21 protein-coding genes and 1 tRNA gene are annotated in these 26,379 nt (G+C 68.5%); 10 read left to right on the top strand and 12 right to left on the bottom strand.

Annotation, left to right across the window (positions count from 1 at the left end):
- Positions 1-158: 158 nt before the first annotated feature.
- Positions 159-2,330 carry an alpha/beta hydrolase domain-containing protein gene (locus tag QTN24_RS19230; RefSeq protein ID WP_313839052.1) on the top strand — a complete coding sequence of 724 codons (2,172 nt, stop codon included), beginning with the start codon at positions 159-161 and terminating at the stop codon, positions 2,328-2,330.
- Between the two features lie 54 nt (positions 2,331-2,384).
- Here QTN24_RS19230 and leuD read toward each other — a convergent pair whose 3' ends face one another.
- The 3 genes from leuD to QTN24_RS19215 are packed head-to-tail and all read right to left on the bottom strand — an operon-like array spanning position 2,385 to position 5,421.
- Positions 2,385-3,029 carry a 3-isopropylmalate dehydratase small subunit gene (leuD, locus tag QTN24_RS19225; protein WP_313839051.1) on the bottom strand — a complete coding sequence of 215 codons (645 nt, stop codon included), beginning with the start codon at positions 3,027-3,029 and terminating at the stop codon, positions 2,385-2,387.
- Entirely contained in the window at positions 3,022-4,440 is a 1,419-nt protein-coding gene (leuC, locus tag QTN24_RS19220; RefSeq protein ID WP_313839049.1) for a 3-isopropylmalate dehydratase large subunit, read from the bottom strand. The genes leuD and leuC overlap by 8 nt, the downstream gene beginning before the upstream one ends.
- Positions 4,441-4,458: 18 nt before the next feature.
- On the bottom strand, positions 4,459-5,421 hold the full coding sequence (locus tag QTN24_RS19215; protein ID WP_253700297.1) for a tripartite tricarboxylate transporter substrate binding protein: 963 nt from the start codon (positions 5,419-5,421) through the stop codon (positions 4,459-4,461).
- Between the two features lie 101 nt (positions 5,422-5,522).
- On the opposite strand from QTN24_RS19215, the gene QTN24_RS19210 reads away from it, so the two are divergent.
- The gene (locus QTN24_RS19210; RefSeq protein ID WP_124685619.1) at positions 5,523-6,446 is read left to right on the top strand and encodes a LysR family transcriptional regulator; all 924 of its coding nucleotides are present in this window, start codon (positions 5,523-5,525) and stop codon (positions 6,444-6,446) included.
- Between the two features lie 59 nt (positions 6,447-6,505).
- Here QTN24_RS19210 and QTN24_RS19205 read toward each other — a convergent pair whose 3' ends face one another.
- Positions 6,506-8,050, bottom strand: coding sequence for a serine hydrolase (locus QTN24_RS19205; protein ID WP_124686708.1), 1,545 nt, complete (start codon positions 8,048-8,050; stop codon positions 6,506-6,508).
- 200 nt (positions 8,051-8,250) lie between these two features.
- Here QTN24_RS19205 and QTN24_RS19200 point away from each other — a divergent pair, with 200 nt between their 5' ends.
- Complete coding sequence (locus QTN24_RS19200) at positions 8,251-9,021, top strand: helix-turn-helix domain-containing protein (protein ID WP_313839047.1); 771 nt, start codon at positions 8,251-8,253, stop codon at positions 9,019-9,021.
- 18 nt (positions 9,022-9,039) lie between these two features.
- Here QTN24_RS19200 and QTN24_RS19195 read toward each other — a convergent pair whose 3' ends face one another.
- From QTN24_RS19195 to QTN24_RS19185, 3 genes are read right to left on the bottom strand one after another with little or no spacing between them, the layout of a single operon-like run.
- Positions 9,040-9,546, bottom strand: a complete 507-nt coding sequence (locus tag QTN24_RS19195; protein WP_313839045.1) for a RidA family protein — start codon at positions 9,544-9,546, stop codon at positions 9,040-9,042.
- Positions 9,543-10,388 (bottom strand): PhzF family phenazine biosynthesis protein, encoded by an 846-nt coding sequence (locus QTN24_RS19190; RefSeq protein ID WP_409559059.1) that lies wholly within the window; start codon positions 10,386-10,388, stop codon positions 9,543-9,545. The genes QTN24_RS19195 and QTN24_RS19190 overlap by 4 nt, the downstream gene beginning before the upstream one ends.
- 7 nt (positions 10,389-10,395) lie before the next feature.
- A complete protein-coding gene (locus QTN24_RS19185) occupies positions 10,396-11,379 on the bottom strand; it encodes a Bug family tripartite tricarboxylate transporter substrate binding protein (RefSeq protein WP_409559058.1) in 984 nt (327 codons plus the stop codon).
- Positions 11,380-11,579: 200 nt separating this feature from the next.
- Between QTN24_RS19185 and QTN24_RS19180 the strand changes: the two genes are divergently transcribed.
- The 3 genes from QTN24_RS19180 to QTN24_RS19170 all read left to right on the top strand — a co-directional run bounded on the left by QTN24_RS19180 (position 11,580) and on the right by QTN24_RS19170 (position 13,392).
- Positions 11,580-12,257: a VIT1/CCC1 transporter family protein gene (locus tag QTN24_RS19180; RefSeq protein ID WP_313839042.1), complete on the top strand. Its 678-nt coding sequence runs from the start codon at positions 11,580-11,582 to the stop codon at positions 12,255-12,257.
- A 19-nt stretch (positions 12,258-12,276) separates the two neighbouring features.
- On the top strand, positions 12,277-12,900 hold the full coding sequence (locus tag QTN24_RS19175) for a hypothetical protein (RefSeq protein WP_313839040.1): 624 nt from the start codon (positions 12,277-12,279) through the stop codon (positions 12,898-12,900).
- A gap of 135 nt (positions 12,901-13,035) precedes the next feature.
- Positions 13,036-13,392: a hypothetical protein gene (locus QTN24_RS19170; protein WP_253700304.1), complete on the top strand. Its 357-nt coding sequence runs from the start codon at positions 13,036-13,038 to the stop codon at positions 13,390-13,392.
- Between the two features lie 76 nt (positions 13,393-13,468).
- Here the strand turns inward: QTN24_RS19170 and QTN24_RS19165 are convergent, their stop codons facing one another.
- Both QTN24_RS19165 and QTN24_RS19160 read right to left on the bottom strand, forming a co-directional pair.
- A complete protein-coding gene (locus QTN24_RS19165; protein ID WP_313839037.1) occupies positions 13,469-16,372 on the bottom strand; it encodes an autotransporter outer membrane beta-barrel domain-containing protein in 2,904 nt (967 codons plus the stop codon).
- A gap of 160 nt (positions 16,373-16,532) precedes the next feature.
- A complete protein-coding gene (locus tag QTN24_RS19160; protein WP_313839035.1) occupies positions 16,533-20,414 on the bottom strand; it encodes an autotransporter domain-containing protein in 3,882 nt (1,293 codons plus the stop codon).
- Between the two features lie 405 nt (positions 20,415-20,819).
- Between QTN24_RS19160 and QTN24_RS19155 the strand changes: the two genes are divergently transcribed.
- On the top strand, positions 20,820-21,509 hold the full coding sequence (locus tag QTN24_RS19155; protein WP_124685626.1) for an ArsR/SmtB family transcription factor: 690 nt from the start codon (positions 20,820-20,822) through the stop codon (positions 21,507-21,509).
- A 31-nt stretch (positions 21,510-21,540) separates the two neighbouring features.
- Positions 21,541-22,047 (top strand): hypothetical protein, encoded by a 507-nt coding sequence (locus QTN24_RS19150; protein WP_124685627.1) that lies wholly within the window; start codon positions 21,541-21,543, stop codon positions 22,045-22,047.
- A gap of 24 nt (positions 22,048-22,071) precedes the next feature.
- Here QTN24_RS19150 and QTN24_RS19145 read toward each other — a convergent pair whose 3' ends face one another.
- On the bottom strand, positions 22,072-23,091 hold the full coding sequence (locus tag QTN24_RS19145) for a LysR family transcriptional regulator (RefSeq protein WP_313839032.1): 1,020 nt from the start codon (positions 23,089-23,091) through the stop codon (positions 22,072-22,074).
- 260 nt (positions 23,092-23,351) lie between these two features.
- Here QTN24_RS19145 and QTN24_RS19140 point away from each other — a divergent pair, with 260 nt between their 5' ends.
- Together QTN24_RS19140 and QTN24_RS19135 are read left to right on the top strand one after the other, a co-directional pair.
- The gene (locus tag QTN24_RS19140; protein WP_124685628.1) at positions 23,352-23,621 is read left to right on the top strand and encodes a PepSY domain-containing protein; all 270 of its coding nucleotides are present in this window, start codon (positions 23,352-23,354) and stop codon (positions 23,619-23,621) included.
- A 2-nt stretch (positions 23,622-23,623) separates the two neighbouring features.
- Positions 23,624-24,175 carry a cytochrome b/b6 domain-containing protein gene (locus tag QTN24_RS19135; protein WP_313839027.1) on the top strand — a complete coding sequence of 184 codons (552 nt, stop codon included), beginning with the start codon at positions 23,624-23,626 and terminating at the stop codon, positions 24,173-24,175.
- Between the two features lie 418 nt (positions 24,176-24,593).
- Here QTN24_RS19135 and QTN24_RS19130 read toward each other — a convergent pair.
- Positions 24,594-24,680, bottom strand: a tRNA-Leu gene (locus tag QTN24_RS19130).
- Between the two features lie 90 nt (positions 24,681-24,770).
- Positions 24,771-26,348, bottom strand: coding sequence for a diguanylate cyclase domain-containing protein (locus tag QTN24_RS19125; RefSeq protein WP_313839026.1), 1,578 nt, complete (start codon positions 26,346-26,348; stop codon positions 24,771-24,773).
- Positions 26,349-26,379: the final 31 nt, after the last annotated feature.

Genomic DNA, 26,379 nt, shown 5'->3' with positions numbered 1-26,379 from the left:
GCATGCAGGCCGGGCACCCGCCCGGCCTTTTTTCTGGGCAACCGATAAATCGATCCAAACAATCAATTTATCAGCACAATGCCCAGCACCTATAGTCGAGGCGCCCTCCGTCGCATGAACGGACGGCTTCGACAGATAAAAGACCGAGGAGACACCCGATGGATGGACGTGCACAGGGCCGGCACGCGGCGGCGCTCGCGCTGGCGGCAATGCTGGCGGTGGCGGGCTGCGGTGGCAGCGACGACGACAACGGCGGCGGCAACACCGGTGGCACCGGCGGGGGCACGGGCGGCACGCCGCAGGCGCGCACCCCGGCGCAGACGCTGACGATCACGGGCCGGCAGGACTTTGCCGGCACCTACGGCGACGTGGGCCAGTACGAGCAGGTGACCGGCACGCTGCGCGGCGAGGTAGACCCGAAGGACCCGAAGAACGCGATCATCCAGGACCTGGCGCTGGCGCCGGTCAACGCCAACGGCATGGTCGAGTACACCGCCGACTTCACGATGCTCAAGCCCAAGGACATGAGCAAGGCCAGCGGCGTGCTGCGCTACGACGCGCCGAACCGCGGCAACATCCTGACGATGCCCAACCCGGCCGCGACGCCCAGCGACGCCGTGTACTTCGAACGCGGCTACGTGATGCTCTACTCGGCGTGGCAGGGCGATGTGCCGAAATCCAGCCCGGCCCGCCTGACTGTGTCGGTACCGGTGGCCAAGAACGCCGACGGCACGTCGATCACGGGCACCTATCGCACCGAACTGGTCCCCAGCACGGCCACGCCCGCGATGTCGCTGCCGGGCGGCGTGTTCAACGGGACGATGATCCCGTACGCGCCGGCCAGCCTGGACAACACACAGCCCGGTTATTCGCTGACGCGCCGCCAGAACGAGACCGACGCGCGCGTGGCCATCCCGGCCGCCGACTGGAAGTTTGCCAAGTGCGACGCCAGCGCGCCGTTCCCCGGCACGGCCGATCCGGCCAGCATCTGCCTGCGCGGCGGCTTTGACCCGCAGTACCTCTACGAACTCGTCTACGTGGCCAAGGACCCGAAGGTGATGGGCGTGGGCCTGGCCGCGCTGCGCGACACGGTGACGTTCTTCCGCGCCAAGGCCGCCGACAGCGCCGGCACGCCGAATCCGCTGGCCGGCCGCATCCGCTACACCATCGGCCAGGGCACGTCGCAGTCGGGCAATGCGATGAAGACGTTCCTGCACCTGGGCTTCAACCAGGCGCTGGACGGGTCGAAGGTGTTCGACGGCATGTACGCCCACGTGGCCGCGCGCCAGACCAACATCAACACGCGCTTTGCGGTGCCGGGCGGCGGCGGCGGGCTGCGCACCGACCACACCGCATTCGGGCAGACCGCGCCGCGCGGGTTGGACAAGGACTATGTGGACGACGTGGCCGGCAAGGCCGGCGGCGTGATGACCCGCTGCGCGGCCACCAGCACGTGCCCGAAGTTCTTCCTGGGCCTGTCCGGCACCGAGTTCTGGCAGTTGCAGGGCTCGCCGGTGCTGACCGACGCCAACGGCTTCGCCGACCTCAAGCAACCGGACAACGCGCGCATCTACTACTACACCGGCACGCAGCACGGCGGCGCCGGCGGCACGGCCAGCATCAACTACGCGCCCACGCGCAACGTCTATCCGGCCGGCACCGTGATCCACTTCAACGACACGTTCCGTGCGCTGTTCCTGGACCTGGAGGACTGGGTGGTCAAGGGCACCGCGCCGCCGCCGAGCCAGGTGCCGACGCTGGCCGACGGCACGCTGGTGCGGCCGGCCAGCCTGGTCTTCCCGGCGATGAAGGGGCTGTCCTGGCCCGTGGGCGGTGTCTCGACGCCGATCCCGGACTTCCAGTACCTGGCGCGCTACAACGGCTACGCGCTGCTCGATTTCGGGCCGCAGTACCGGCGCGAGGACGAGTCGGGCATCGCGACCATCCTGCCGCCCGCGAACCTGAACCGCGACTACGCGATCCTGGTGCCGCAGGTGGACGCCACCACGGGCATCCCGCGCGCCGGCATCCGCTCGGTGGAGGCACGGGCGCCGCTCGGCACCAGCATCGAGTTCAACTACGTCGCCACGCCGGGCATCGTGGACCTGTCGAACCTGACCGGCGCGTTCATCCCGTTCCACAAGACCGAGGCGGCCCGCATTACCGCCGGCGACGGACGCCCCTCGCTGGAATCGCTCTACACCAACCAGGCCGGCTACGTGGCGGCGGTGACCGCCGCGGCCAGCGACCTCGTCGCGCAGCGGCTGCTGCTGCAACGCGACGCCGACGCCATCGTGGCGCGGGCCGTGGCAAACCCGGTGCTGCCGTGATCGGGTGAAAGGGGGGCCGGCTTGCCGGCTCCCGCTGGATAACGAATTGCTGGCTCAGGTCGTGCCCAGCCGTTCGCGCGTGCGGCGGGCAACGTCGCGGGTCCACGGCGAAGCGGCCCAGTACCGCGCGGCGAACTGCTCGATCTCGGCGCGGTACTTCAGTGACAGGCCGATCATGTCGAGCCCCTCGATGAACATGCGACGGTGCCGCTCGGACAGCGCGAAACCGTGCGTGCCGATCGGCGTGGTGACCTGCATCGTCTCGACGTCGACCGACACCGTGTTGCCCGCGTACGCATCGACGGCGTCCATCAGCGCCTCGATGACCTCGCGCGGCAGCATGACCAGCAGCAGCCGGTTGTTCATCGCGTTCGAGTAGAAGATCTCGCCGAAGCTCGGGGCGATGACGGCCCGGATGCCGAATTGCTGCAAGCCCCAGACCGCGTGCTCGCGGCTGGATCCACAGCCGAAGTTGGCCCCGCCGACGAGGATGCGCGTGTCGGCATACGCGGGGCGGTTCAGCACGAAGTCCGGGCGCGGCTTGCCCTGGCCGTCGAAGCGCTGGTCGTACAGCACGCCCTTGTCGAGCCCTGCCTTGTCGATGCCGCGCAAGAACTGCTTGGGCATGATCTGGTCGGTATCGAGGTTCTCGAAGCGGATGGCGGCCGCCTTGCCGGTGATGCGGGCCTGCTCAGACATGTGCGGTCTCCAGTTTGCGGACGTCGGTGATCTTGCCGGTGATGGCCGCCGCGGCCGCCATGGCCGGGCTCATCAGGTGGGTAATCGCGCCGCGTCCCTGCCGGCCCTCGAAGTTGCGGTTGGTGGTCGACGCGCAGCGCACGCCATCGGCCAGCACGTCGTCATTCATCGCCAGGCACATCGAGCAGCCGGGCTGCCGCCATTCGAAGCCGGCGGCTGTCAGGATGTCGGCAATGCCTTCGCGCTCGGCCTGTGCCTTGACCGCGCCAGACCCCGGCACCACCATCGCGCGCACGCCGTCGGCCACGCGCCGGCCACGCACCACGCCGGCCACGGCGCGCAGGTCCTCGATGCGGCCATTGGTACAGGAGCCGATGAACACGTGCTGGATGGCCGTGCCTTCGAGCGCCGTTCCGGGCCGCAGGTGCGTGTACGACAGCGCCCGTTCCACCGAGCGCTGGCCCGCCTCGTCGATCTGGTCCTCGGGGAACGGAATGTGGCCGGACACCGGCACCACCTGGTCCGGGCTGGTGCCCCAGGTCACGTGGGGCTCCACGTCGCTCGCATCGAAGGTGAAGTCGAGGTCGAACACCGCGCCGGCATCGGTCTGGAGCGAAGCCCAGTGCGCCTGCGCGGCGGTGCGCTGATGCGCGTCCATGTCGGCGGCGCGGCGCAGCACGTAGTCGATCGACACGGCATCCGGCGCGATCAGCGCGCCGCGCGCGGCGGCTTCCACCGTCATGTTGCACAGCGTGAAGCGCGCTTCGACGCTGAGCGCCTGGATGGCCGAGCCGCAATATTCGACCACGTAGCCGCGCGCGCCCTGCGCGCCGATCCGGCCGATGATCATCAGGATCAGGTCCTTCGCGGTGGTGCCGGCCGGCAGCGTGCCGTCCACGCGGATGCGCATCGTCCGGGCCATGCGGTAGACCAGCGTCTGCGTGGCCAGCACGTGCTCCACCTCCGACGTGCCGATGCCGAAGCCCAGCGCGCCCAGCGCGCCATATGTGGTCGTATGGCTGTCGCCACACATGACGACCATGCCGGGGCGGATCATGCCGTGCTCGGGCGCCACCACGTGCTCGATACCCTGTAGCGTGTCATTGGTATCGAACAGCGGGATCTGGTGCTTTTCGCAGTTCGCGCGCAGGTTTGTCGCCTGCAGCGACGATGCCGGATCGGCGATCACGCGGATCTTCGTCGGGTGCGTGGGGATGATGTGGCTGACCACCGAGACGTTCTGTCCCGGCATCAGCACGCCGCGCCCCTGCTCGTGCAGCCCGGCGAATGCCTGCGGGCTGGTGTACTCGTTCATCAGGTGCAGGTCGCAGAACAACAGCACGTTGTCGTCGTCGATCCTGGCGACCGTGTGGGAATCGACCAGCTTGTTATATAGGGTACGTGGAGACATATTTGGCCTGTTTCACAATCATTCGGCGGTAATGCCGCGTTGCCGGATCAGCTGGGCCCATACCGGCAGTTCCTGCTCCAGCCGCTTGCGTGCCGCTTCCGGCGTGGTGGGCATCGGATCGAAGCCCTCCTTGGTCATGCGGTCGCGGGTGGCGTCGGCCGTCAGGGCGGCGTTGAGGGTGGCGTTCAGCTTGTCGATGACCGGCTTGGGCGTGCCCGCCGGCGCGAACACCATGAACCACGTCTCGAAGTTGTAGCCCGGCAGGCCGGCCTCGGCGGCCGTCGGCACATTGGGCAGCAGCGGCGAGCGCCGGGACCCGGTCACCGCCAGCGCGGTCAGCTTGCCGGCCTGCACATGCTGCTGGGCGGCCGAGATGACCGGGAAGCTCATGTCGACCTGCCCGGCGATGGTGTCGACCAGGGCCGGGCCGCCGCCGCGATACGGCACGTGGACGATCGACACATTGGCCACCGACTTGAACAGCTCGGCCGACATATGGAACGTGCTGCCGTTGCCGGCCGAGCCATAGGTCAGCTTGTCCGGCCTGGCCTTGGCCAGCGCGATCAGCTCCTGCAGGTTCTTGGCCGGGATCTTGTTGTTGACCACCAGCACGTGCTGCGACCCGGCCACCATGCCGATGGGCGCCAGATCCTTGAGCGTGTCGTACGGCATGCGCGGGAACAGGCCGGGGTTGATTGCCAGCGACACGGTTTGCAGCCCGATGGTGTAGCCATCGGCCGGCGACTTGGCCACGGCGTCCACGCCGATGTTGCCGCCCGCGCCCGCGCGGTTGTCGACGACGATCGTGCCGCCCAGGTTCTTGGCCCAGGCATCCGAGATCAGGCGGGCGGCGATATCGGCGCTGCCGCCCGGGGCGTAGGGCACCACGAGGCGCACAGGGCGCTGGGGAAAGGACTGCGCAAACGCGCTGCTCATGGCGGCGGCACACGCGATGCCAGCGGCAAGTCGATGGAATGTCATGGGGGTCTCCGTCCGGGTCGTTGTTGTGGAAAGCATCGTAGCACTTGCCCCCAGAAGCATAATTTAGGCAGAATCACATCTTTATTGCCTGCAATTCACCAATGGACGCGTTCTCCGACGTCGCCTTTTTCATGGCGATCAACAGGTTCGGCAGCATGGCTGCCGCCGCGCAGGAACTGGGCGTGACGCCGTCCGCCGTCAGCAAGCGGCTGCTGGCGCTGGAGTCGCGGCTGGGCGTGCGGCTGCTCAATCGCACCACGCGGCGCATCAGCCTGACGCCCGAAGGCGAGTCGTACCTGGTGGAAGGCGGCCGCATCCTGGCCGAACTGGAAACGCTGGAACGGGCGGTGGCCGGCAACAGCAGCACGCCCCACGGCCTGCTCAAGATCGGCGCGACGCTGGGCTTTGGCCGGCGGCACATCGCCCCGGCGCTGGCCGCGTTCGCGCAGGCGTTCCCCAAGATCGAAATCCAGCTCTACCTGAGCGAACGGCCGCTGAACCTGACCGAACTGGGGCTCGACGCCGTGATCCACTTTGGCGACCTGCCCGACGTGCGGCTCACGGCCCGGCTGCTGGCCAACAACCGGCGCCTGCTGGTGGCCGCGCCGTCGTACCTGGCACGCGCCGGCCTGCCGGCCACGCCGCGCGACCTGAGCCGGCACAGCTGCATCTTCATCCGCGAGGCGGACGAGACCTTCGGCACCTGGCACCTGCGCAACGGCACCCAGCAGGAGACCGTCAAGGTGCGCGGCACGATGAGTACCAACGACGGCGAATCGGCCGTGATCTGGGCGCTGGAAGGCCAGGGGCTGGTGGTGCGCTCGGAATGGGACATCGCCGACCATCTGCGCAACGGCAGCCTGTGCCGCGTGCTGCCGCAATGGCACTTCGCGCCGGCCGACATCCACCTGGTCTACAGCGGCAGCAGCTCCCGGTCCGACAGGATCCGGGTACTGGTCGACTTTCTGCTGGAACGGTTCGAGGCCCACCGCCAGGGCAGGCCGGGGGGTGAGGGGCGGTGGTGAGGATCGGGGACGTTCGCAGCCGCAACCGGCCAGTGCCTGTCCCCCGGCAAGCGTCCCGCCTACCGCACAAACACCCCCAGTCCCTCGTGATCGTAGTACTCCAGCCAGACCTGGTCGCTGGAGAACGTCGCGCGCGAGATCGTCCCCGGCGTGGCGTTCTCGTTGTGGAGCGTGAAGGTGAAGACGTCGCCGTCCCAGTGGGTCAGCGGCAGCACCAGCGGCCGGGCGCCCAGCGTCATGACCAGCGCGCCGCCCTGCTCGGCCACGGTCAGCGGGCCGTAGTAGTCGTTGCGATAGGTGCCGGTGTACGTGGACAGCGCGCGTGCCGGCAACGGGTTGGCCGGCGGCGACTGGCCCACCAGCCGGCCCTCGGGGACGAGCAGCGGCGCGAAGGCTTCAGTGAAGATCGCGTTCCAGTCGCGGCGGAAAGCGCCGTACTGGACCAGGTCGAGAAACTGGGCGTTGAGCGTTTCCGGGATACCGATCGGATAGCCGTTGGTCAGCGTGACGATGGCCAGGTTCAGCGACGGCACCGCAGTGAAACTGGTGGCCGCCCCCACCGCGAAGGCGCCCGAGTGGTTGTAGGCGGTCAGGCCCAGCTCGGTCGTGCCGACGTTGAAGCCGTAGCCGTAGTAGCCGGCGGGCCGGCCATCGACGGGCGGGCTGCTTTGCATCTGCTGCGTCAGCGCGGGCGCCAGCGCAGCGGCATCGACGATGCGCTGGCCGCCGTACTCGCCGCGCGCCAGCAGCATGATCAGCCACTTCGCCATGTCGTTGACCGACGAGCTGACGCCGCCCGCGGGCGATTGCGCGTCCGGCATCGTGCCCATGCCCTGCACCCAGGCGCCATTGACCTTCACGTGGCCGAGCGCGCGGTTGTCGCGCGCGGCGAAATCCGCGTAGCGCGAACTGGTGCGGGTCATGCCCAGCGGCTGGTAGATTGCCTGCGCGGACAGCGTGGCCCAGTCGATGCCGGCCGCCGTGGCCACGGCCTCGGCCGCCGCGGTCATGCCGAAGTTCGTGTACTCGTAGACCGCGCGCAGCGGATGCACCGGCAGGTAGCGCAGGCGCGTGAGCACTTCGCGCCGGTCATAGCCCATGTCTTCGAGCCGGTCTCCGGCGTGGTCAGGCAGGCCGGAGCGATGCGCATAGAGGTCGCCGACGGTGACCGCGGCGGTGGAATCGGGGTCCGATAGCTGGAACCATGGCAGTTGCCGGACCACCGGCGTGTCCCACTGGATGCTGCCCCGGCCCACCTGCCGCGCCACCACGGTAGCCCCGATGGGCTTGGAGACCGAGGCAAGCTGGAAAACCGTGTCGGCATCGACGGGCGCGGGATCGCTGACCAGCCGGCGGCCAAACCCCTTCGCATAGACGGTCTGGCCGTTGCGCACCACGGCCACGGCCATGCCGGGCACGCCGGAGCGGGTCATCAGGTTGCTGGCCAGCGTATCGAGCTGGGCGATGGCCTGCGAGACCTGCGCGTCCGGCACCGGGGCCGGACCCGGCGCGGGCGCGGGATCGTCATCGCCGCCACAGGCCGGCAGAGTGGGAATCAGCAGGCCGCCCAGTGCGGCGCCCAGGAAGCGGCGGCGATCATGCATGTTGCCCACGGTGGTCTCCCGGCAAGGCGCGGCAAGCGCGGATGCTTGGAATTTACTGTAAGCGCTGGCCGATGGCTTCCACGCCGTGCGGCGCACCGGCCCGTCAGCGTGGGGCAACGCACAGACAGGGCAACCGCGACGGCCCAGGCCAACCGGCGTATGATCGGCCACGTAGCGCCCTCGCCCGCCGGATCGCCGCGATGACTCCTCGCCCCCATCTGTCTCCCAAGCTTCACCTGACCGCGACGCATGGTTTTGCGCTGCACGACAGCCGGCAGCCGTCGTTCCGGCGCGAATGGCATACGCATGACTGCGGCATGCTGCTCTGGCCGCGCATGGGCCGGCTCAAGGCCGTGTGGGACGCGGCGCCGGACGATCCCGATACGCGGCACGCCGCCGCGCTGGTGCGTGGCACGGCTGTGCTGCTGCCGGCATCGACGTCCCATCTCACCGCCTCCGAACACGCGCGCCAGCATCACGGCGAGCTCTACCTGCCGCCCGACCGCATGCCGGGCGGCCACCGGATGGGCGCCATGCATCTTGACGCGCCGACCATTGCGATGCTCGAAGCGTTGCTGGCGCCGACGGTGACGCCGTCGAGCGCCGCGTGGCTGGTGCGTGCCATCGTCGAGCAGCTGGTGACGAGCCGGCCGCTGGCGATGCCCGGCGAGCCGGCATCGCTGGCCCGCCGCATGATGCGGCGCTTCACCCAGGCGCTGGAGCGCGACCTGCCGCTGCCAACCATCGACGCGGTGGCCGCCGAACTGGGCGTTTCGATCCGCCAGTTGCAGCGTGCATGCCAGACCGAATGCGGCGCCAGCCCCGTGGCCCTGCGCCGCCGTGTGCTGGCCGCGCATGCGCGGGCGATGATGGCTGCCGGCCGGTCTGCGGCCAGCGTCAGCGTGCAGCTTGGTTTTGCATCGAGCGGCCACCTGCACCGGCTGCTGCGCGACACGGCGGGGCCGGGCTAGCCAACCCGTTGCAATCGATCAGGCGCGCGCGACGAGCGCGTCGATCTCGATCTCGGTCCACGCGCAGTCGGGCAGGCTGGCCACGCCCAGCGCGCTGCGCGCCGGCAAAGGCTGGTGCGGAAACGCCACGCGCAGCACCGCCGATGCGGCGTCCAGCACCGCCGGATGCCGCGTGAAACTTGGCGCCGCGCGGATGAAGCCGCGCAGCCGCACCACCTGGATCACGCGCGACAGATCGCCGTTGCACGCCTGCCGCAACGCGGCCAGCGCATTCAGCACCGCGACTTCCACGGCCTGGCGGGCTGCAGGCACGTCGTCATCGGTCCGGCACTCGCCCGCCATGGCCACACCATCGCGGCGGCAGACCTGACCCGAGATCGACACCCATTGCACGTCGGCGCCGGCCGGTATCGCGCAGAACGGCGCATAGTGACCCCTGGGCGCCGACACCGGCGGCAAGGCCAAACCCACTGCCGCCAGCCGGGATTCGGGCGATTCCGGTTGAACCGGTGGCTGCACGCTCATTGCCCGCCCCACGTCGACGCACCGCTGAGCCAGCAGCCCACCGTGTTGCCCTGTGCATCGAGCCGGGGTGCCACCAGAATCTCCGACGGGCTGCCCATCGCGTCGCCCTGCCATACCGCAATCGATGCGATGGCGGCGCTGCCCAGCAGGCCCTGGCCGGCCAGATAGCCCCAGAGCGCGGCCGCCGCGATGCCGGTGGCCGCATCCTCGGGATAGCCCGACGACTTCGGGAACTGGCGGGCATGCACCACGCGCCGGCCGTCCGGCAGCGTGTCGCCCCAGGCATAGGGATAGAGGCCCGTGGAACCGATCGATGCGCACAGCGCTTCCATGGTGGCGAAGTCGGGACGCAAGGCATCGAGCGCGGCAACCGATGGCAGCTCCACCAGCGTCTTCACCCGGCTGGTGGCCGCGTTGGTGGCGGGCCACGATCCGGCGGGCAGGCCCATCTGCGCCGCCACGCGATCGCACTGGTCCGGCGCCAGCGCTTGCGTCCGCACCGCGGGCTGCGAGATCCATGCGCGCTGCCCCGCCTCGTCCCAGCGCGCCTCGACCACCCCGCTCAGGGTGTCGATGCGCGCGGTCGGCGTGGTCCAGTCGCCCCACTGCCGCAACGCCCAGAGCGTGCCGACGGTGGCGTGGCCGCACATTTCCATTTCGTGCTGCGGCACGAAGAAGCGAAAGCGCCAGTCGCAACCGTTGGCGCCGGGCAGCACGAACGCCGACTCGTGCCCGTGCCGGGCCGCCACGGCCTGCATGGCGTCCGCGCTCATGCCTTGCGCGTCAGCCACCAGCGGCACCGGGTTGCCGCCCTGTCCGTCGCGCACGAACACGCGCACCATGTCCACCTTATTCACCCGTGGCTCCCACCGACTTCGCAATCGCGCCCCAGTACGGAATGTCCTTCTGGACCGCTGCCTGCAGCGCGGCCGGCGTACCGGGACGCGCCGTCACGCCCTTGCCGGCCAGGTCGTCGGCCACGGCCTTGTCGGCCAGCACCTTGTTCAGCGCCGCGTTGAAGCGCTCGACGATGGCCGCCGGGGTGCCCTTCGGGAACGCGATGCCGTACCAGAGTTGCTGCTCGAAGTCGCGCACGCCCTGGCTGGCGAACGTCGGCACATCGGCCAGCAGCGGCGTGGGCGCCGTCGTGGCAATCGCCGTGATCTTGCCGGCCTTGATGTATGGCGCCAGGCCCACGGGGTTGTCGAACATGATCTGCACCTGCCCGCCGATCAGGTCCGTATAGGCCGGCGCGGCACCGCGATACGGCACGTGCACCAGCGGCACGCCCGCCAGCTTCTGGAACTGCTCGCCCATCAGGTGCGACACGGTGCCCACGCCCACCGAGCCAAAGCTGTGCTGCGACTTGTCGGCCTTGAGCCGCGCGATCAGCGCCTTGGCATCGCGCGCCTGCAGCGTGTTGTTGACAGCCAGCACGTACGGCGACGTGCCGATGAAGCCCGCGTAGCTGAAATCCTTTGCGGGGTGGTAGGGCAGCTTGGGATAGAGCGCCACGCTGACCGCGTGCGTGCTGGTGGTCACCACGCCGGCCGTGTAGCCGTCGGCCGTGGCGCGCGCCACGTACCCCGAGCCCAGCGTGCCGCCCGCGCCGCTGCGGTTGTCGATGACCACGGGCTGGCCCAGTTCGCGTTGCAGTTGCGGCTGGATCGACCGGACCACGAGATCGGTGCCGCCGCCCGCAGGAAACGGCACCACGATGACGACGGGCCGCGCCGGCCACGTTTCGGCGTGCGCGGCGCCGGTGCTGGCCGCAAGGGTCAGGCCGAGCGCCAGCGCGGCGTGGCGCACGGCGCTGGCGGGAAGGGACAGGATCGACACGGGTTGGCTCCTTGCTTGACGTGCAAGCAGTCTAGGCACGGGGTGCCGGGCTATCGAACCGGAACACGACGGCGCGCGATCCGGAATGCGACAGGGGCGGCGGGATGCGCTGGGACTTTGGTCCAATGGATGGACGGCGGCGAACGGCCTACCGTGTGCGGAGTCGATTCCCGATCTCTGGGGGAGGCACGAGCATGCCGACTGTCCATCCGCCCCAAGTCGTCACCGCCGCCGCGCCCGCGCCGGGCCTGGATGTGGTGGACCGGGTGTCCGAAATGTGTTTCGGGCTCTACATGGCGCTGACGTTCGTGGGCGCCGTCGCCTCGGCCTCGGGCGGGTCTGACACGCCCGAGACCATGCTGCGCGCGGCGCTGGGCTGCAACCTCGCCTGGGGACTGGTCGACGCCATCATGTACCTGGTGCGCACGCTCGCCGGGCGCGGCATGTTGCAGAAGCTGGCGGCCACCGTGCAGGACGGCAACCCGGCCACCGGCATCGCTGCGATCCGCGACGCGCTGCCCCCGGCCATGAACCCGCACATCGCCGACGACGACCTGGAGCCAATGCGGGCGCGGCTGGCAGCGGGCGCCACCGTGGCGGCGCGGCCTTCGCTGAACCTTCGCGATGGCCTGGCGGCGATCCGCATCTTCTGCATCGTCGTGTTGTCGACGTTTCCCGTGGCCCTGCCGTTCGTGCTGCTGCACGACGTGGGTACGGCGCTCATCGTGTCGAGGGTGCTGACGCTGATCATGCTATTCGTCGGCGGCGCCGCGCTGGGCCACTACGGCGGCATGAACCCGTGGCGCGCCGGGTTCGGCATGATGGCGCTGGGCGTGGCGGTGACCGCGGCGGTCATCGCGCTGGGGGGCTGAGATGCGGGCGGGGTGGGCCTTGGTCGGCCTTGCACTGGCCTGCGGCGGGGTCCAGGCCCAGCAAGTGGCCGTCGACCCGCCCGACGCCGGCGGCGACGCGCCGGCGGCCTGGAGCTTCCTGGCGACCGGCTTCTGGAACATGCCCCGGCCGGAAGGCAACTACGGCTCGGGCATCTTCGCCGCCGACCGTGGCGCGCTTCACCTGGAAGCGCGCATCAACTACGAGGCGCTGGACGCCAAGTCCGGCTTTATCGGCTGGTCGTTCTCGGGCGGCGAGAAGATCCAGTACAAGGTGACGCCCATCGTCGGATTCGTGGCGGGCAGCGCCCACGGCCCCATTGCCGGCGTGGAGGCCAGCCTGTCGGTCGGCAAGTTCGACTACTACATCGAAGCCGAATACCTGCCGGGAACGGGGTCCACCACGCCCTACACCTATGCCTGGAGCGAACTGGGCTTCCGGCCGGTGCAATGGCTGCGGCTGGGGCTGGTCGCGCAGCGCACCCGCATCTACGGCGGCGACCGCGAGTTCCAGCGCGGCGGCATGCTGCAACTCACGTACGGCAAGGTCACCGGCAGCGTGTACTGGTTCAACCCGAAGTCGCAGGAGCAGGTGGTGATTGCCGCGGTGACCGTGGCGTTCTAGCGGATGTGGCACGGTGCAAGGGACGTCCGCTTTTCGACCTTGCGGGACAAATGACGAATACTGTATATTTATACAGTATCTCGTGGCTGCCGTTTCTGGCGCTGCGCGTCCTCACCCCACATCGAAAAGGCCATCATGTTCGTGGATCGCACCGAAATCATCAACGCCGCCAAAGCCCTGCGCGCCAGCCAGGAAGAATCCCGGTACAGCCGCCTCGTCGCGCTTGCGAACAAGCAGCTCAAGGCGATGCACAGCGCGATCCAGAAGGGCAAGGAAGAGTTCGAGACCACGCTGGTGCTGGAAATCAACGAAGACAACCCCCAATCGGCACTGGAACCCCGCGCCCAACGGCTCGCCGACGACCTGCGCGCACAGGGCTATGCCGCCACGGTGAGCACGTTTGCCGAAGTGAACACGGACCGTTTGAACTGGACGCCGAATATCACGGTCGTCATTGGGCTGGGGGAGATTGCGGAGGGGGTTGCGGCGTAGGGTTACCAGCGGGACAGGTCCGTTTTTCTCAGGCGGAGGGAGGGCGCCAGACGGGCCCAGCCCCCCCTAATCGCCGTTACCAGCGATAACGTACGCCGAGTTTGGCGCCGATTGCATTGCTGTCGCCGAAGTCCTGCACGCTGGTGCGCGCCAGCAGTTCGCCATAGACCGTGTAGCGGTCGTCATCCCAGTTCAGCGAAGCGCCGATGCCCAGGCCAGCCCACAGCGCCTGTTCCTTGCTGACGACACTGAGGTCGGCCACGCGTGCCGACGTGCCGTGCAGGAAGTCGTAGTACAGGTTCGTGATGCCATAGACGTGCGAGCGGCTCGTCTTGCCGTTGCCGGCCGCCCACCTTGCCTCGTGGTCGAGCGACACGCCCAGGCGCGAGACCAGGCTGTTGCCGTTGTCGCGCGACACGTTGGCGCCGTATTGGTCGGTGAAGGCGTCGAACCGCACCTGCGACCAGGCGAGCTGTGCCTGCGGCGTGATCGACCAGTTGCCGCCCAGCGCCAGCTGGTGGCCGGCTTCCAGGCTGGTGGCCACGCCGCTGCCCCGGTTGCCATTCGCCAGCTTGGTCGCCAGCGTCGACGAACGGATATCGGTGTCGTACCACGTCACCGTTGCGCGGGCATCGACATAGGCACCATTGTTGCCGTACCACGTGGCCGTTCCGCCAAAGCCATAGCCAGTCGCATCGACCGAACCGTTGCCCAGCATCGACGATACGTTGGAATTGGCGATGCCGTAGTGGAAGGTGGGGCCTACCACCAGCGTGCCGGCGTCGTTCTGGATGACCGGGGCGTCAACACCGCCCTCGAACTTCCACATGCGGACGTTGTAGCTGGCGCTGGTGGTGCTGGTCGACGGGTCGACATGGGTGGTGGAGCCCTCCACACGCGCCCACGCGCCGCGGCCGATGATCGGCTTGCCGGCGTCCTGCTCGGCCTGCACCGAGGCGTTCGGGGACCACGAGCGATTGCCCACGCGCTGCTGCAGCGTGCCAAGTTCATTGAAGCGCTGCAATACGCTGGAATAGGCTTCATACAGCGGCACGGTCGGGGCCAGCAGCGGGGCCGCAGCGGTGGCCGTGCCCGAGTTGCCTGTCGGGGCTGTTTCGGCCAGCGTCGAACGCAGATACCAGTCGCCATCGTCGGGCGTCGATACGCCGTTCTTGGCCAGGCGATACGCATACGCACCCGCCAACACCGCCTGCTCGCCCTGATAGGTATAGTCGCCGGCCAGTGTGAAGGTGCCATGCGATGCGCCTTGCACGTCGATGATCTTGATCCCCTCGACGGTCGGAGCGCCGGTGCCGCCGACCTTCACGGCGCGGATCTGGCTGGTGCCAGACGTGTCGCCGGTGACCACCATGCGTCCGGTGGCCGAGCTATCGCCGCCAAATACCGTATTCACGCGCACGGTGCCGCCATTGCCGATGTAGTTGCCGGCGATGGTCAGCACGCCCGCGCCGCCGCCCGGCGTGACCGTGCCGCTGTTGGTGACATTGCCGAAGATCGTGCCGCTGCCGGACAGCGTACCGGCAGCGTTGACCGTCACGGGGCTGGTGATCGAGCCATCGATGCCCAGCGTGCCGAGGTTGACGATGGTCGGGCCGGTGTAGGTGCTGGCCGCCGTCAGCACCGTGGTGCCGGTGCCGTTCTGGGCTAGGCCGCCGGCACCGGAGACGATGCCGCCGTAGGTGTAGCTGTCCGAGCGGTTGAAGGCCAGCGTGGCGCCGTCATTGACGACGACATTGCTGGCCAGGCTGCCGCTGTTACCGCCATTGCCGATCTGCAGCGTGCCTTGTTGCACCGTCCACGGCGTGGTCACCGTGCCGGTCCCGATCAGCGCCCACGTGCTGGTGCCGGTCTTGGTGAAGGTATCGAAATAGCGGTACTGTGCCGCGTCGCCGATGGTGGACACGTCGAACACGCTGTTGGTGGCGCCGCCAAGGCGGAAGGCGTCGTTGGTATCGGTGGCGCTGGCGACCACGTTGCCGATGATGTTGGAGCCGGCCTGCAGTTCGAGCGCAGAGACGCCTGTGCCGGTGGCAAATTCGATGGCATTCGCGTAGCCGGTGCCGGCGCGGATGGTGCCGGAGTTCAAGATCGTAATGGAAGGCGTGCCCGATTGAACATAGACCGCCACGTTGCCGACCCCGCCCTCGACAAGACCGGAGTTGTCGAGCGAGGCCCTGACACCGCCCGTGAAGCGGATGCCACGGCCGCCGCCCGCGCCGCCGCTCAGGTCGGCACCGCCTCGAATGGTGCCTTGGTTGACGAGGCTGCTGCCCGTGGTCACGTTCACGTTGACGCCGACTCCCGCCACCCCGCCAGTACCATCGCCTCCCACAATCAGACCCGTCGCCGAATTGACGAGATTTGCCCCGGTCGACAGCGACACGCCGGAACCCAAGCCGCTCACGCTCAGATCGGCGCCGGTCGCACTGCCTCCCTTGATCGAGCCATTGTTCACCAGGCTGGTGTTGGCCAGCACCGACACGGCTGCGCCGCCACCGCTGCCGGCCACCGTGGAGTCGCCGCCAGTCACGGTGCCATTGATGACAGCCTGGCCGCCGCCGTTGAGAACGAGCGCGGTGTTCGCCGTGGCGCCGGCCGTGCCGGCATAGTTCCCGTTAAAGATAAGCGGCGCCGCGGTCGACGTGACAAAGTTGCCCACGGCGGCATCATTCTTGGAGAGTACAAAGCCGTTCGTGTCGATCGTGATCGGCTTGGTGGGGGCCGGGACTGCCAGGACACCGGACACTGTAAAGCTCGCAGTCAGGCGAATGACCGCGCTCTGGTCCCCGTCAGCATTGGCCGCCGCCATGGCGGTCTGCAATTCGGCCAGGTTTGAGGCGAAGTACTCGCCGGCGGACGCCCCTATCGGAAATAGCAGTGCGACGCCGAGCGCGATAGCAGAAGCTTGCGGCGCGCACACCCCGGCGCGTCGGATTCCACGACAAATGTTGGACTGCATGGATCTACCCTTATATGTATTGTTTTTGCTACAAAGACGTAGCGGGGGTGATGGTAGATCACGCCATGACGTTATGTAACGGCTGCAAGCGGAAGATGTCGCGGGACGGCTACGGTTATCAGCGTGGCCGAACCGCTCACGTCCCGCCTGTCTTGCAACGCTAGAACCTCCAGCGCAAACCCACCGTGCCAGTGTGGTCCTGGTTGCCGCCGCCGAACTGGCCGGTATAGCGCAAGGCAAGCGTGGCCATGGGCGAGATGGCGAAGTCGGCGCGTAGTTCGGCCAACGCCGCGTTCTGCGCGATCGGCGCGCCGGTCACTGTGAACGGTTGGCTACCGTCGAAGGCGAGCGTGGTAGCCGGGCGGATATCGCCGAAAGCATGGCGCCAGCCCGCTCCCACGTAGACTGCCGCGTCAGTACCAGCCACCCGGCCACGCGCGCTGGTACGCAAGCCAAGCGTGGTCGTGGTCAGCGTGTTGCTGTCGCCGGGGCTGTGCAGCGCCGCCGAGCCGCCCGTTTCCGCAAAGCTCCGCGTGCGTGTGTCGCTCCAGGCCACGCCGGCGTACGGTTCGAGCTGGGTGGCCGCCGATAGCGGCATGGCGAAGCCAGCTTCCGTAAAGACTTGCGCCGTGCTGGCGTGATAGCTGGCCGTCAGGGACTGTACCGTGCTGCCGCCCAGATTCGCCTGCCGGTCCGTGTCGGCGTCGTGCCAGCTATAGGCGGTGCCGAACAGCCACTTGAGCTTGCCGCCGCCGAGCGTGAACGCGCGGCCCCCATACAGCGTGGCGCTGAACGAATCCGTGATCGCGCGCGAGGATCGCTCGCTCACGCGCAGCGTGCTATTGGCGTAGCCGAACGCTCCGCCCACGCGCCAGCCCTGCCCTACTGCGCCATCGCCACCGAGATAGAATCCGCCGGTCTGCTGGCTTGCGGACGCTGCATCAGCGCTCCCGTGGAAGCGTTGCCAGTTGCCCAGTACCTCCACCCACAGCGGCTGGGCAGCGGAGATAGGCATCGCAGCGGCCGGCACGGCGCCGCCCAGCTGCGCAATCGGCGCGCCGGGCAGCATGCCGGCAGACAGGCTGTCGTTCAGATGCGCGACCGGCACCGCCCGTGCCCCACCCGCCAGGGTCATCAAGCCCGTCGCCACGCTGGCGTGCGCTTCGCCGGAGAGGCTGTCGAAGACGGCGGGCGGCGCACCCGCCGGCAACGTCACCACGGCTTCGTGCACGGGGTTGCTGTCCGGCAAGGTCTCCAGTGCGTTGGCCACGGCACGCTGGTTGCCCGTCACGGCCGCATCGGCAAAGCGCATCGGACGCGGGGTGGCACCGCCCGTGCCGCCCGTGCCGCCTGTGCCGGCCCCAGGAGCCGGATCGACCGGCGAACCAGGTTCCGGCGCCGTGACATCTTTGCGCGTGAGCGCCAGCGTGACCTCGTTGGCGCCGTAGGTCAGGGTCGGTTCAAGGAACGCGTAGTTGGAGGCCGTCGAGGCAAAACGCCCCTGCAGCGCCCCGGCAGTCAGGATGGTGTAGCGACGGGTGGAGGCAAAGTTGCCGTCAGGGCCCACATGGACCGCCGCACCCGCGAGCGTCGCCGTGCCGCTGACCGCCACGCGATCGCTTGCCGACGAAGCTGGATCGGCCTCGATGCGATAGGTCGAGCCGGCGGCCAGCGTCAGGTCGCCATGCACGGTCAGCGTGCCGATGGAATTGCCTGGGGCCAGCGTGCCGCCCGACGCAATCACGGTATTGCCCACGCTGCCCACCCCGCCGAGCGTCGCACCGTTGTTCACCGTGACCGCACCCATCACACTGCCATTCACCGCCAGCGTGCCCGCGTTCACCGACGTCGCACCGGTATAGGTGTTGGCACCGCTCAAGGTCAGCGTGCCAGTGCCCACCTTGATGAGCCCCCCGCCGCTGCCGCCCCCCGCGCCGCCATCCTCGATCGTGCCGCTCACTGTCGTCGAGGCATTGTCACCACCCACCGTGAGCATGTTCTGACCAAGCTGGAAGCGGCCTGCCCCTGCAATGGCGCCGGCACTGATCCGGTGGTCAAGCGTCGGACCGAACGTGCCTGAGAAATCGACCCGGCCACCTGCCTCCGCTACGAGCGAGGCGTTGCCGCCGGTACTCCAGCCCCAGAATTCGGTCAGGCTGCCGCTACGGGTGGTGACCCGGCTGTTGCCGCCATTGCTGCCTTCCTGGAATGACATCGTGCCGCCGTCGTTGACGATGGTGGCATTGGCCGCCGTGCTGCTGCCCAGCAGATAGGTGAAGCCGCCGAGGTTCGTCACCTGCGCGTTGCCGAGCGTCCCGGCGCCGAAAAGCTGGATGTAGCCGGACCGATTGGTGAGCTGACGTCCACCGAGGTCAAAGTTGCCGTACAGGCGCAGCGTGGCGCCCCCGTCCACACTCACCGCCCCTGTGCCGAGCGCACCGTTGACGTTGGCGCTTAGCATGCCGGCATTGACCTGCGTGCCGCCGGAATAGGTGTTCACGGCGTTCAGATCCAGCGTGCCGCCCCCGGTCTTGGCGAGGCTGCCTGCACCGTCGATCGCACCGCTGTGGGTCAGCGTACCGTTCGCAACCTCGAAGGTGCCGCCATCCGCGCCCAGCGTGGTGCCCCGCGCGGTCGTCATGGTTGCCGTGGTCCGCAGCGTGCCGCCGTTCAGCGCCAGCGTGCCGGCTGCGTCGCCGAGGTTGGCGTCCGAGGCAACCGCCAGGGTGCCGCCCAGGATTTTCCAGTTCGTGACGTCGGTATTGGTCCCGGCAAGCGTCCACACCGACGCACCAATCTTCTCGAAATGCTCGAAACCGCGGTAAAGGCCAGCGTTGCCAATGCCGCCGGCAAGCGTGGAAGTGCCAGTGTCGCCGGCCAGCACGAATGTGTCGTCTGTGCCGTTGGCCTCGATTGTTCCCACGGCGCTGTTGGTCCAGAACTCGAAACGGTTTCTACCGTTCGTGAACTGGACAGCGGCCGCGCCGAAGCCGCCTGACAGGATGGTCCCCTTGTTGACGATGGTCAGGTTGCTGCCGCGCACGCCCACGCCAGACGCGCCTGCGGTGCCGAAGTTGGCACGCGAACCATCGTTGTTCATGCCGCCCAGGCCACCGGCGCCCCCGGAGCCCCCTGCGATCGTGCCCTCGTTGAGCAGCGTCGAGCCGCTGGCGAGCTCCATGCCGGTGCCGCCCTTGCCGCCGCTGCCGCCTTGGCTGGCGTACAGGTCGTAGACACCGTCTCCGCCCGATCCCCCTGCCCCGCCGCCGCCGCCGAACACGACCGCACTTGCTTCGATATGGACGGTGGCCGCACTGGTCACCGACATGCCGACGCCGCCGTCGCCGCCATTGCCCGCGCCCTGGAAGTTCGCCGTCGGCTTGGAACCGCCGCCATTGCCACCATTGCCGCCTCGGCCGGCGGACACCACGGCGCCCGCCTTGACCGCGATTTCCGCACCGCCAGCGTGGACCGCGCCATACCCGCCCTCGCCGCCACCGCCCCCTGCGCCCAGGTAGGCCGCAGGCGGAGACGACGCATCGCTACCGCCATTGCCGCCCGTGCCGCCGCTCCCGCCCAGGATCGCGGTAGAAATGGCAAGCGGTGCAGAGCCCACGATCAAGCCGTCCGCGCCACCGCCGCCGCCGCCGCCGCCACTGGCCGCAAACGCGAGGTTGTCGAAGGCACCGTCGCCGCCAACGCCGCCGCTTTGCCCCGGTGCGGTCCCTGCTGCGCCGGCTGTATTGCCGGGCACTGTCATGTACTGGCTGATGCCGCCTTGGCCGCCGGCTGCATTGCGCGCGCCACCGCCGCCACCCGTGCCATCCCCATCCAGGACGGTCGGTCCGTTCTGGCCAGACGCGCCCTGGGCGAAGCCGCCCAATCCGCCTGGTGTTGGAGCGCTATACCCGCCGGCACCGCCATTGCCACCGGCGGCTTGCACCGGCGTCGCGGCGAGGGACATCGAGAGAATGGAAACGGCGCCGGCAATGGCGCGCAAGCACGGCTGTTCACCGGCGGCGAGGCGTAAGCGTTTTGTCATGCAGATTTGTGGCCGGCCAGGCCGGCGACCCTTTTTCCCTGCGCGGCCGCCAGCTGGTTGCCAGCTATGCACGCGCCATCGTCGTTTTAGTTCTTGCGGTCGGGCTCCCGTGCGAACGGTCGTGGCTTGGGCATCAACCCGAGCCATGCACAAGGAGGCCATCCTCGAAGCGGGATTTTCTCAACTCCGACGGTGGAAAGATACGCTTTGCCGACCTGTCACCCTGATGCCTGCCCTGGTTGTCGCTTTTGAACGACTCCGCTTCAGTGGTTCAGACGCGCGGCAGATGGGTTGCGACAGCGGTCAGCCGCGTCGCCTCATTGGCGCTGTAACGCGCCACCGCTCGCCCTCAACTCCCCCGCCAACCGCCTATACTCCCATCGTCCCTTCACCCCTTCATGAACTATGGAATACGCTCCTGCCATCAGCCAGCTTGCTGGCCTGCTTGCCGATCCCGGCCGGGCGGCGATGCTCTGGGCGCTGATGGACGGTAGTGCGCGGCCGGCGGGGGAGCTGGCGGCGATTGCCGGGTTGTCGGCGTCGTCCACCAGCGGCCATCTGGCGCGGTTGTCGGAAGGCGGGTTGCTGGCCGTGGAATCGCGCGGTCGCAACCGGTATTACCGGCTGGCAGCGCCGGAGATCGGGGTGGCGATCGAGGCACTTGCGACGGCGTCGCTGGCCAGCCAGCCGCCGCGTCTGCGGGCTGTGCCGGTGTCGCGCGCCACGCCGCCCGCGTTGCGGCAGGCGCGCACCTGCTACGACCATCTGGCCGGGGAACTTGCGGTGGGGCTGTTCGAACGAATGTCGCAGGCAGGGTGGCTGGCCGTGGCGGGCACGCGCGTGGATCTGACGGCCGATGGCTCGCAGGCGCTGGCGCTGCTGGGCATCGACCTGGCCGCCGCGCGGCGCAAGCGGCGGCAGTTTGCGTGCACGTGCCCGGACTGGAGCGAGCGCAAGCCGCATCTGGGCGGCGCGCTGGGTGCCGCCCTGCTGGAGACCATGCTCGACAAAGGCTGGATCGAACCGACCCGCACGTCGCGCGCGTTGCGCGTGACGCCGCGCGGGCATCGTGAAATCGTAAAAGTGGCCGCATGAACGGAGACCACTGGCCACCAAGGAGCCACGGATGGCAATAGAACTGGACGACGACGCGCAAGACGCCGTGAGCCGGCTGTTCGCGCTGATCAACCTGGGGGACACCCAGCAGACCACGCGGCACTTCGCGCTGTTCGAAGAAGCGCTGGAAGACGCCGAGGAGGACGAGGCCGACGCCGACATGCTGCTCTTCCAGATCAAGGAGATCATCGACTGGGAGGCCGGCTTCTATGTCGACTGGAAGGATGCCGAGTCCTTCATCGGCTGCCTGAACCAGCTGTGCGAGCGGATCGACCTGGAGATCGACTGGGGCACCGACGACCCCGAGGACGAGGACTTCCTGGAAGGCACGAGCGTGCCCGAGCTGATGGAGCTGGCGACCGACCAGCTACGCGTGGCCGGCTACACGCTCTGGAACTGGGATACCGGCGGCGACGCCTACGCGGGCTGGATCACGCGCAGCGAGGACGACGACGAGATGCTGGAGATCGCCGACACGCTGGCCTTCGACCTGCGCAGCGGCGACCAGCCCTACTGACCCGGCCCGCCGCGCGGGCCCTGCTCAGCCGAGCGTGGCGATGGCGGGCGCGCCGTCGGGGTCTTGCAGCGACGCGGCCAGTGCCTCCGGCACCAGCGCGGACGCATCCGGCTGCAGGGTCGCCGCCAGGCGCGTGACCGGGCGGCGCGTCTCCGGCACGCCCAGCGTTTCCTCCAGCGCGTTCAGGAACGCGCGCACGCTGGCCGGCATCAGCTTGCGCGCGGGCATCAGCACGTAGACCTTGAGCGGCGACGACGAATAACCGGGCAGCACGCGCACAAGCTGGCCCTGCACCAGTTGCTCGTGGACGAAGCGCGGCGACAGCCGCGTCACGCCCAGCCCGTCGACGGCCGCCTGCAGCCGCACCTCGGCGTTGTGCGTACAGATGCGCGGCTGCACATCGAGCGAGTACGTCTGCACGCCGTCGCGCTCGAATTCCCAGTGCGAGTCGTCCAGGTTGCCGACGGTCGGCCAGCCCTGCAGGTCCTGCGGCGCGTGCGGCAGCCCGCGTTCGCGGATCAGCGAAGGCGCCGCGTAGAACGCCCGCTCGATCAGCACCACGCGCTTGCTGGCGAACGAGCTGTCGTGCAGGCCGGTATCGGTCATGACGAAGGCCAGGTCGTACCCGTGGCGGATCAGGTCGGGCTGGTCCCAGGCCATGTCGAGCTGCACGCGCAGCGACGGATGCAGCTTCAGCAGCCGGTTCACGGTCGGCGCCAGGTGCTGCGAGCCCACCTCGTACGGCGTGGCGATGCGCAGCGTGCCGCTGACCTCGGCGCTGACCGACGCCGCTTCGGCGCTGATCTCGCGCAGCGCGCCAAACAGCGGCGCCACGCGGTCGTACAGCTGCTGGCCGCGTTGCGTCACGCGCACGCGGCGGGTGGTGCGCTCGAACAGCCGCACGCCGAGCTGGCCCTCCAGCCGCGCCACTGCCGCGCTGGCTGACGACTTTGGCACTTCCGCCAGTTCCGCCCCCTGCGTGAAGCCGCCGCCTTCCACCACGCGGCAGAAGATTTCCCAGTCCTTCCAGTCGATCGTTTTCATGCAGGCCCTTCGAAGCGAGATACCGGGAAAACCCTTACCCGATGGGCCGCGATTGTCCCACAACGCGAACAATCGTGAAGTCCACGTGCCCGGTAGGGACATTACGGGATGGTGACAGCGCGATGACATCCCGCCCTGTAGAGCGATTTATTCGCACCTTCCTTGACGGTTGACCGGGAAAACCTACATTGAGAATCAATTGCATCCCGGCCTAGGATGCTTGGCATTGCCCGATGGGCTTTTTTGCGAGGAGTCGAGCCATGTACAAGAAGATCGCCGCCGTAGCCGTCGCCGGACTGTTCTCCACCGCCGCGCTGGCCGGCGCCAACTGCGCCAAGCATCCGAAGTCCGAATGGATGCCCGAGGCCGATGCCAAGGCCAAGATTGCCGCGCAGGGCTACAACATCAAGAAGTTCAAGATCGACGGCAACTGCTACGAGATCTACGGCACCACCAAGGACGGCAAGAAGGCCGAGATCTACTTCGATACCAAGACGCTCGACATCGTCAAATCCGAAATCGAGAAGTAGACATGGCCACCCCGGCGGATCGGGTCCGGACGTCCGACTCGATTCGCGTCTGGGACCTGGCCGTCCGCTTCACGCACTGGAGCGTGGCGGCCATCGTCCTCTATGACGTGATCGACGATTCCGGCGACCAGATGCACCGCGTGCTGGGCTACGTGGCGGCCGGGCTGGTGCTGTTCCGCATCCTGTGGGGTTTCATCGGCACCGAGCACGCGCGTTTTCGCGCGTGGCTGCCGCGCCCTGCCGGGGTGCTGGCGTACAGCCGCGCGCTGCTGCGCGGGCGGGCGCCCCGGTTCATCAGCCATACGCCGCTGGGCGCCGTGACGATGCTGGCGATGTGGGCGCTGATCCTGGCGCTGGCCGTCACGGGCTGGATGTCCCGGCTCGATCCGTTCTGGGGCGAGGACTGGCCGATCGACATCCACCGCTGGCTATCCAACACGCTGCTCGGGCTGGTCGTGCTGCATGTGGCGGCGGCCATTGCGATGAGCATCAAGGGCCGGGAGAACCTGATCGGCGCGATGCTCACCGGATACAAGCGCCGGGGGCGCGACTAGTCGCGCGTCGGCCATGGCGTGGCGGTGGCCTGCGGCGGCGCGGTTGCCAGGGCTGTGGGTGTCGCCGGTTGGTCGGCTGGCCCTCTCCCCCAACCCCTCTCCCGCGCGCGGGAGAGGGGAGCACCCAGACGGCATTTCAAGCGTGATCGGTTTGCTCCCCTCTCCCGCCTGCGGGAGAGGGGCCGGGGGTGAGGGCCGGCCGCCCAACAGCCGCCATCGCCAGCAGAAAATGAAAAAGCCCTGCTCGATGAGCAGGGCTTTTGAATTGGTGCCCAGAAGAGGACTCGGTCACCCATGCGCGACCCCGGGGTTGCGCTTGCAAGCGCAACCCATTCGAGTCCTCGCGGGCAGTCCTCAAGGACTGCCCTTTCTGGGCCTACAAATGAAAAGACCCTGCTCGTTGAGCAGGGTCTTGGAATGGTGCCCAGAAGAGGACTCGAACCTCCACAGTGTTGCCACCGCTAGGACCTGAACCTAGTGCGTCTACCAATTCCGCCATCTGGGCTTCGTTTCGCTGCATTGCTGCTGCGACGCGAGCCGCGAATTCTACAGAAGGTTTGGGAATTTGCAAGCCCTTTGTGGCAAGGGCGTGAAATCAGCTGTTCTGCACGCCCAGGTACAGGCTGCCGTCGAGCACGTAGCGGTTGCGGCCGGCGCGCTTGGCGCGGTACATCGCGCTGTCGGCGCGGTGCAGCAGCGGCTCCAGCCGGGCGGCGTCCGGCACCGCGCATACGGCGCCGACGCTGATCGTCACGTACGGCTGCACCGGCGTGCCGTTGTGCGCGATGCCCAGTTCGCGCACGGCGGCCACCATGGCGCGGGCGACGGCGCGGGTTTCTTCCATCGACGATTCGGGCAGCACCACGGCGAATTCCTCGCCGCCCAGGCGCGCGCAGAACTGGGCGCCGCGCAGCACGCCGACCAGCGCCGCCGCCACCTGCCGCAGGCATTCGTCGCCGCGCGGGTGGCCGTAGAGGTCGTTGTACTGCTTGAACAGGTCGACATCCAGGATCAGCAGCCCCAGCTCGGTGCCCCGCTCCCATGCGCGCGACACGGCCGCGTGCGATTCGCGCTGGAAGTAGCGCCGGTTCGGAATGCCGGTCAGCGCGTCGATGTCCAGGTCGGCCTGCACGCGCGACAACTGCTCCGCCGTCTCGCCAAGCTGCGTGGCCAGCGCCAGTTCGCGCGACTGGTAGCGGCTGACGTCGCGCATGAACACCAGCAGGCCGATCTGCCGGCCGTCCATGCGGCATACCGGCTCCACGGCCACCTCGTAGCCGGCGCCCTCGGGAATTGCCGAAGCACCACTGCCCGGCTCGCCGAGCGCGCGATGCCAGAGCGCCGGCGGCATCTGCCCGCGCCGCAGCTCCGGCACCAAGCGCGCGGCGGCCGGGTTGAACTCGACCACCCGCCCGTCGCCGCCCAGGATCACGCAGCCCTCGCGGATCGTGTCGAACACGCGCAGCCGGGCGTAGTGGCCGGTGTCGTCCAGGTGCGTGCGCAGCGCGCAGAACCAGACCAGCAGCGTCATCAGCGAGAAGGTCGCGGGTGTCAGGTCGCCGCCGAGCGGGCCCGTCCAGCGATAGAGATAGGCGATGTGCGCCGCCAGCGGCAGCATCAGGCCGGCCATCAGCACGTTGCGGCCGCGTACCGACAGCGCGTCGTTGGGCACCTCGGCCGTGGCCAGGAAGAACAGGCTCAGGCCGAGCATCGCGTAGGTCCACGCCGCCACGGCCGTGTACCCGATGCCGTGATGGAATACCGCGCCCGGTGACACGCCGGGCGGCATCAGCTCGATGGACGTCCAGATCAGGTGGTGGCGCTCGTTGGTGAAGACCAGCACCAGGCTCAGCAGCGCGGCCAGCACCGGCACCCACAGCATCGACCACGGTACGACGTAGCGCGGACGGCTCAGGTGGACCATCGCCACCAGCCAGCCGATGGGCACCGCCACGATGCCCGCGTACTGAAACTTGGCCCAGAAGATGCGCCCCGCCAGCTCGGTCTCGCTGATTTCCAGCAGCCGGCCGCCGCTCCAGATGGCCGCCCCGCCGGCCAGCACCAGGAATGCGCGCACGGTGGGATCGTCACGGCGCGGCCAGGCGGCAACGGCCATGCCCGCACTACACACCACGGCAATGGTCAGGCAAAGGACGAGAGGATACGAGGGCATTGACGATGGGGCCGAACCGGAAGGCCGCCCC

Origin of the sequence: Cupriavidus sp. SZY C1, from assembly GCF_032190535.1 — a bacterium.
GTDB classification, from domain to species: domain Bacteria; phylum Pseudomonadota; class Gammaproteobacteria; order Burkholderiales; family Burkholderiaceae; genus Cupriavidus; species Cupriavidus pauculus_C.
This window is presented reverse-complemented; position numbering and strand designations above follow the sequence as displayed.

Bases quoted from the DNA above. Each gene is read 5' to 3' on its own strand.
- QTN24_RS19210 (WP_124685619.1), top strand. From the start codon at position 5,523: ATGGACGCGTTCTCCGACGTCGCCTTTTTCATGGCGATCAACAGGTTC.
- QTN24_RS19180 (WP_313839042.1), top strand. From the start codon at position 11,580: ATGCCGACTGTCCATCCGCCCCAAGTCGTCACCGCCGCCGCGCCCGCG.
- QTN24_RS19145 (WP_313839032.1), bottom strand. From the start codon at position 23,091: ATGAAAACGATCGACTGGAAGGACTGGGAAATCTTCTGCCGCGTGGTG.
- QTN24_RS19150 (WP_124685627.1), top strand. From the start codon at position 21,541: ATGGCAATAGAACTGGACGACGACGCGCAAGACGCCGTGAGCCGGCTG.
- QTN24_RS19200 (WP_313839047.1), top strand. From the start codon at position 8,251: ATGACTCCTCGCCCCCATCTGTCTCCCAAGCTTCACCTGACCGCGACG.
- QTN24_RS19205 (WP_124686708.1), bottom strand. From the start codon at position 8,050: ATGCATGATCGCCGCCGCTTCCTGGGCGCCGCACTGGGCGGCCTGCTG.
- QTN24_RS19140 (WP_124685628.1), top strand. From the start codon at position 23,352: ATGTACAAGAAGATCGCCGCCGTAGCCGTCGCCGGACTGTTCTCCACC.
- QTN24_RS19165 (WP_313839037.1), bottom strand. From the start codon at position 16,372: ATGCAGTCCAACATTTGTCGTGGAATCCGACGCGCCGGGGTGTGCGCG.
- QTN24_RS19160 (WP_313839035.1), bottom strand. From the start codon at position 20,414: ATGACAAAACGCTTACGCCTCGCCGCCGGTGAACAGCCGTGCTTGCGC.
- QTN24_RS19125 (WP_313839026.1), bottom strand. From the start codon at position 26,348: ATGCCCTCGTATCCTCTCGTCCTTTGCCTGACCATTGCCGTGGTGTGT.
- QTN24_RS19190 (WP_409559059.1), bottom strand. From the start codon at position 10,388: ATGGTGCGCGTGTTCGTGCGCGACGGACAGGGCGGCAACCCGGTGCCG.
- QTN24_RS19155 (WP_124685626.1), top strand. From the start codon at position 20,820: ATGGAATACGCTCCTGCCATCAGCCAGCTTGCTGGCCTGCTTGCCGAT.
- QTN24_RS19170 (WP_253700304.1), top strand. From the start codon at position 13,036: ATGTTCGTGGATCGCACCGAAATCATCAACGCCGCCAAAGCCCTGCGC.
- QTN24_RS19195 (WP_313839045.1), bottom strand. From the start codon at position 9,546: ATGAGCGTGCAGCCACCGGTTCAACCGGAATCGCCCGAATCCCGGCTG.
- QTN24_RS19230 (WP_313839052.1), top strand. From the start codon at position 159: ATGGATGGACGTGCACAGGGCCGGCACGCGGCGGCGCTCGCGCTGGCG.
- QTN24_RS19135 (WP_313839027.1), top strand. From the start codon at position 23,624: ATGGCCACCCCGGCGGATCGGGTCCGGACGTCCGACTCGATTCGCGTC.
- leuC (WP_313839049.1), bottom strand. From the start codon at position 4,440: ATGTCTCCACGTACCCTATATAACAAGCTGGTCGATTCCCACACGGTC.
- QTN24_RS19215 (WP_253700297.1), bottom strand. From the start codon at position 5,421: ATGACATTCCATCGACTTGCCGCTGGCATCGCGTGTGCCGCCGCCATG.
- leuD (WP_313839051.1), bottom strand. From the start codon at position 3,029: ATGTCTGAGCAGGCCCGCATCACCGGCAAGGCGGCCGCCATCCGCTTC.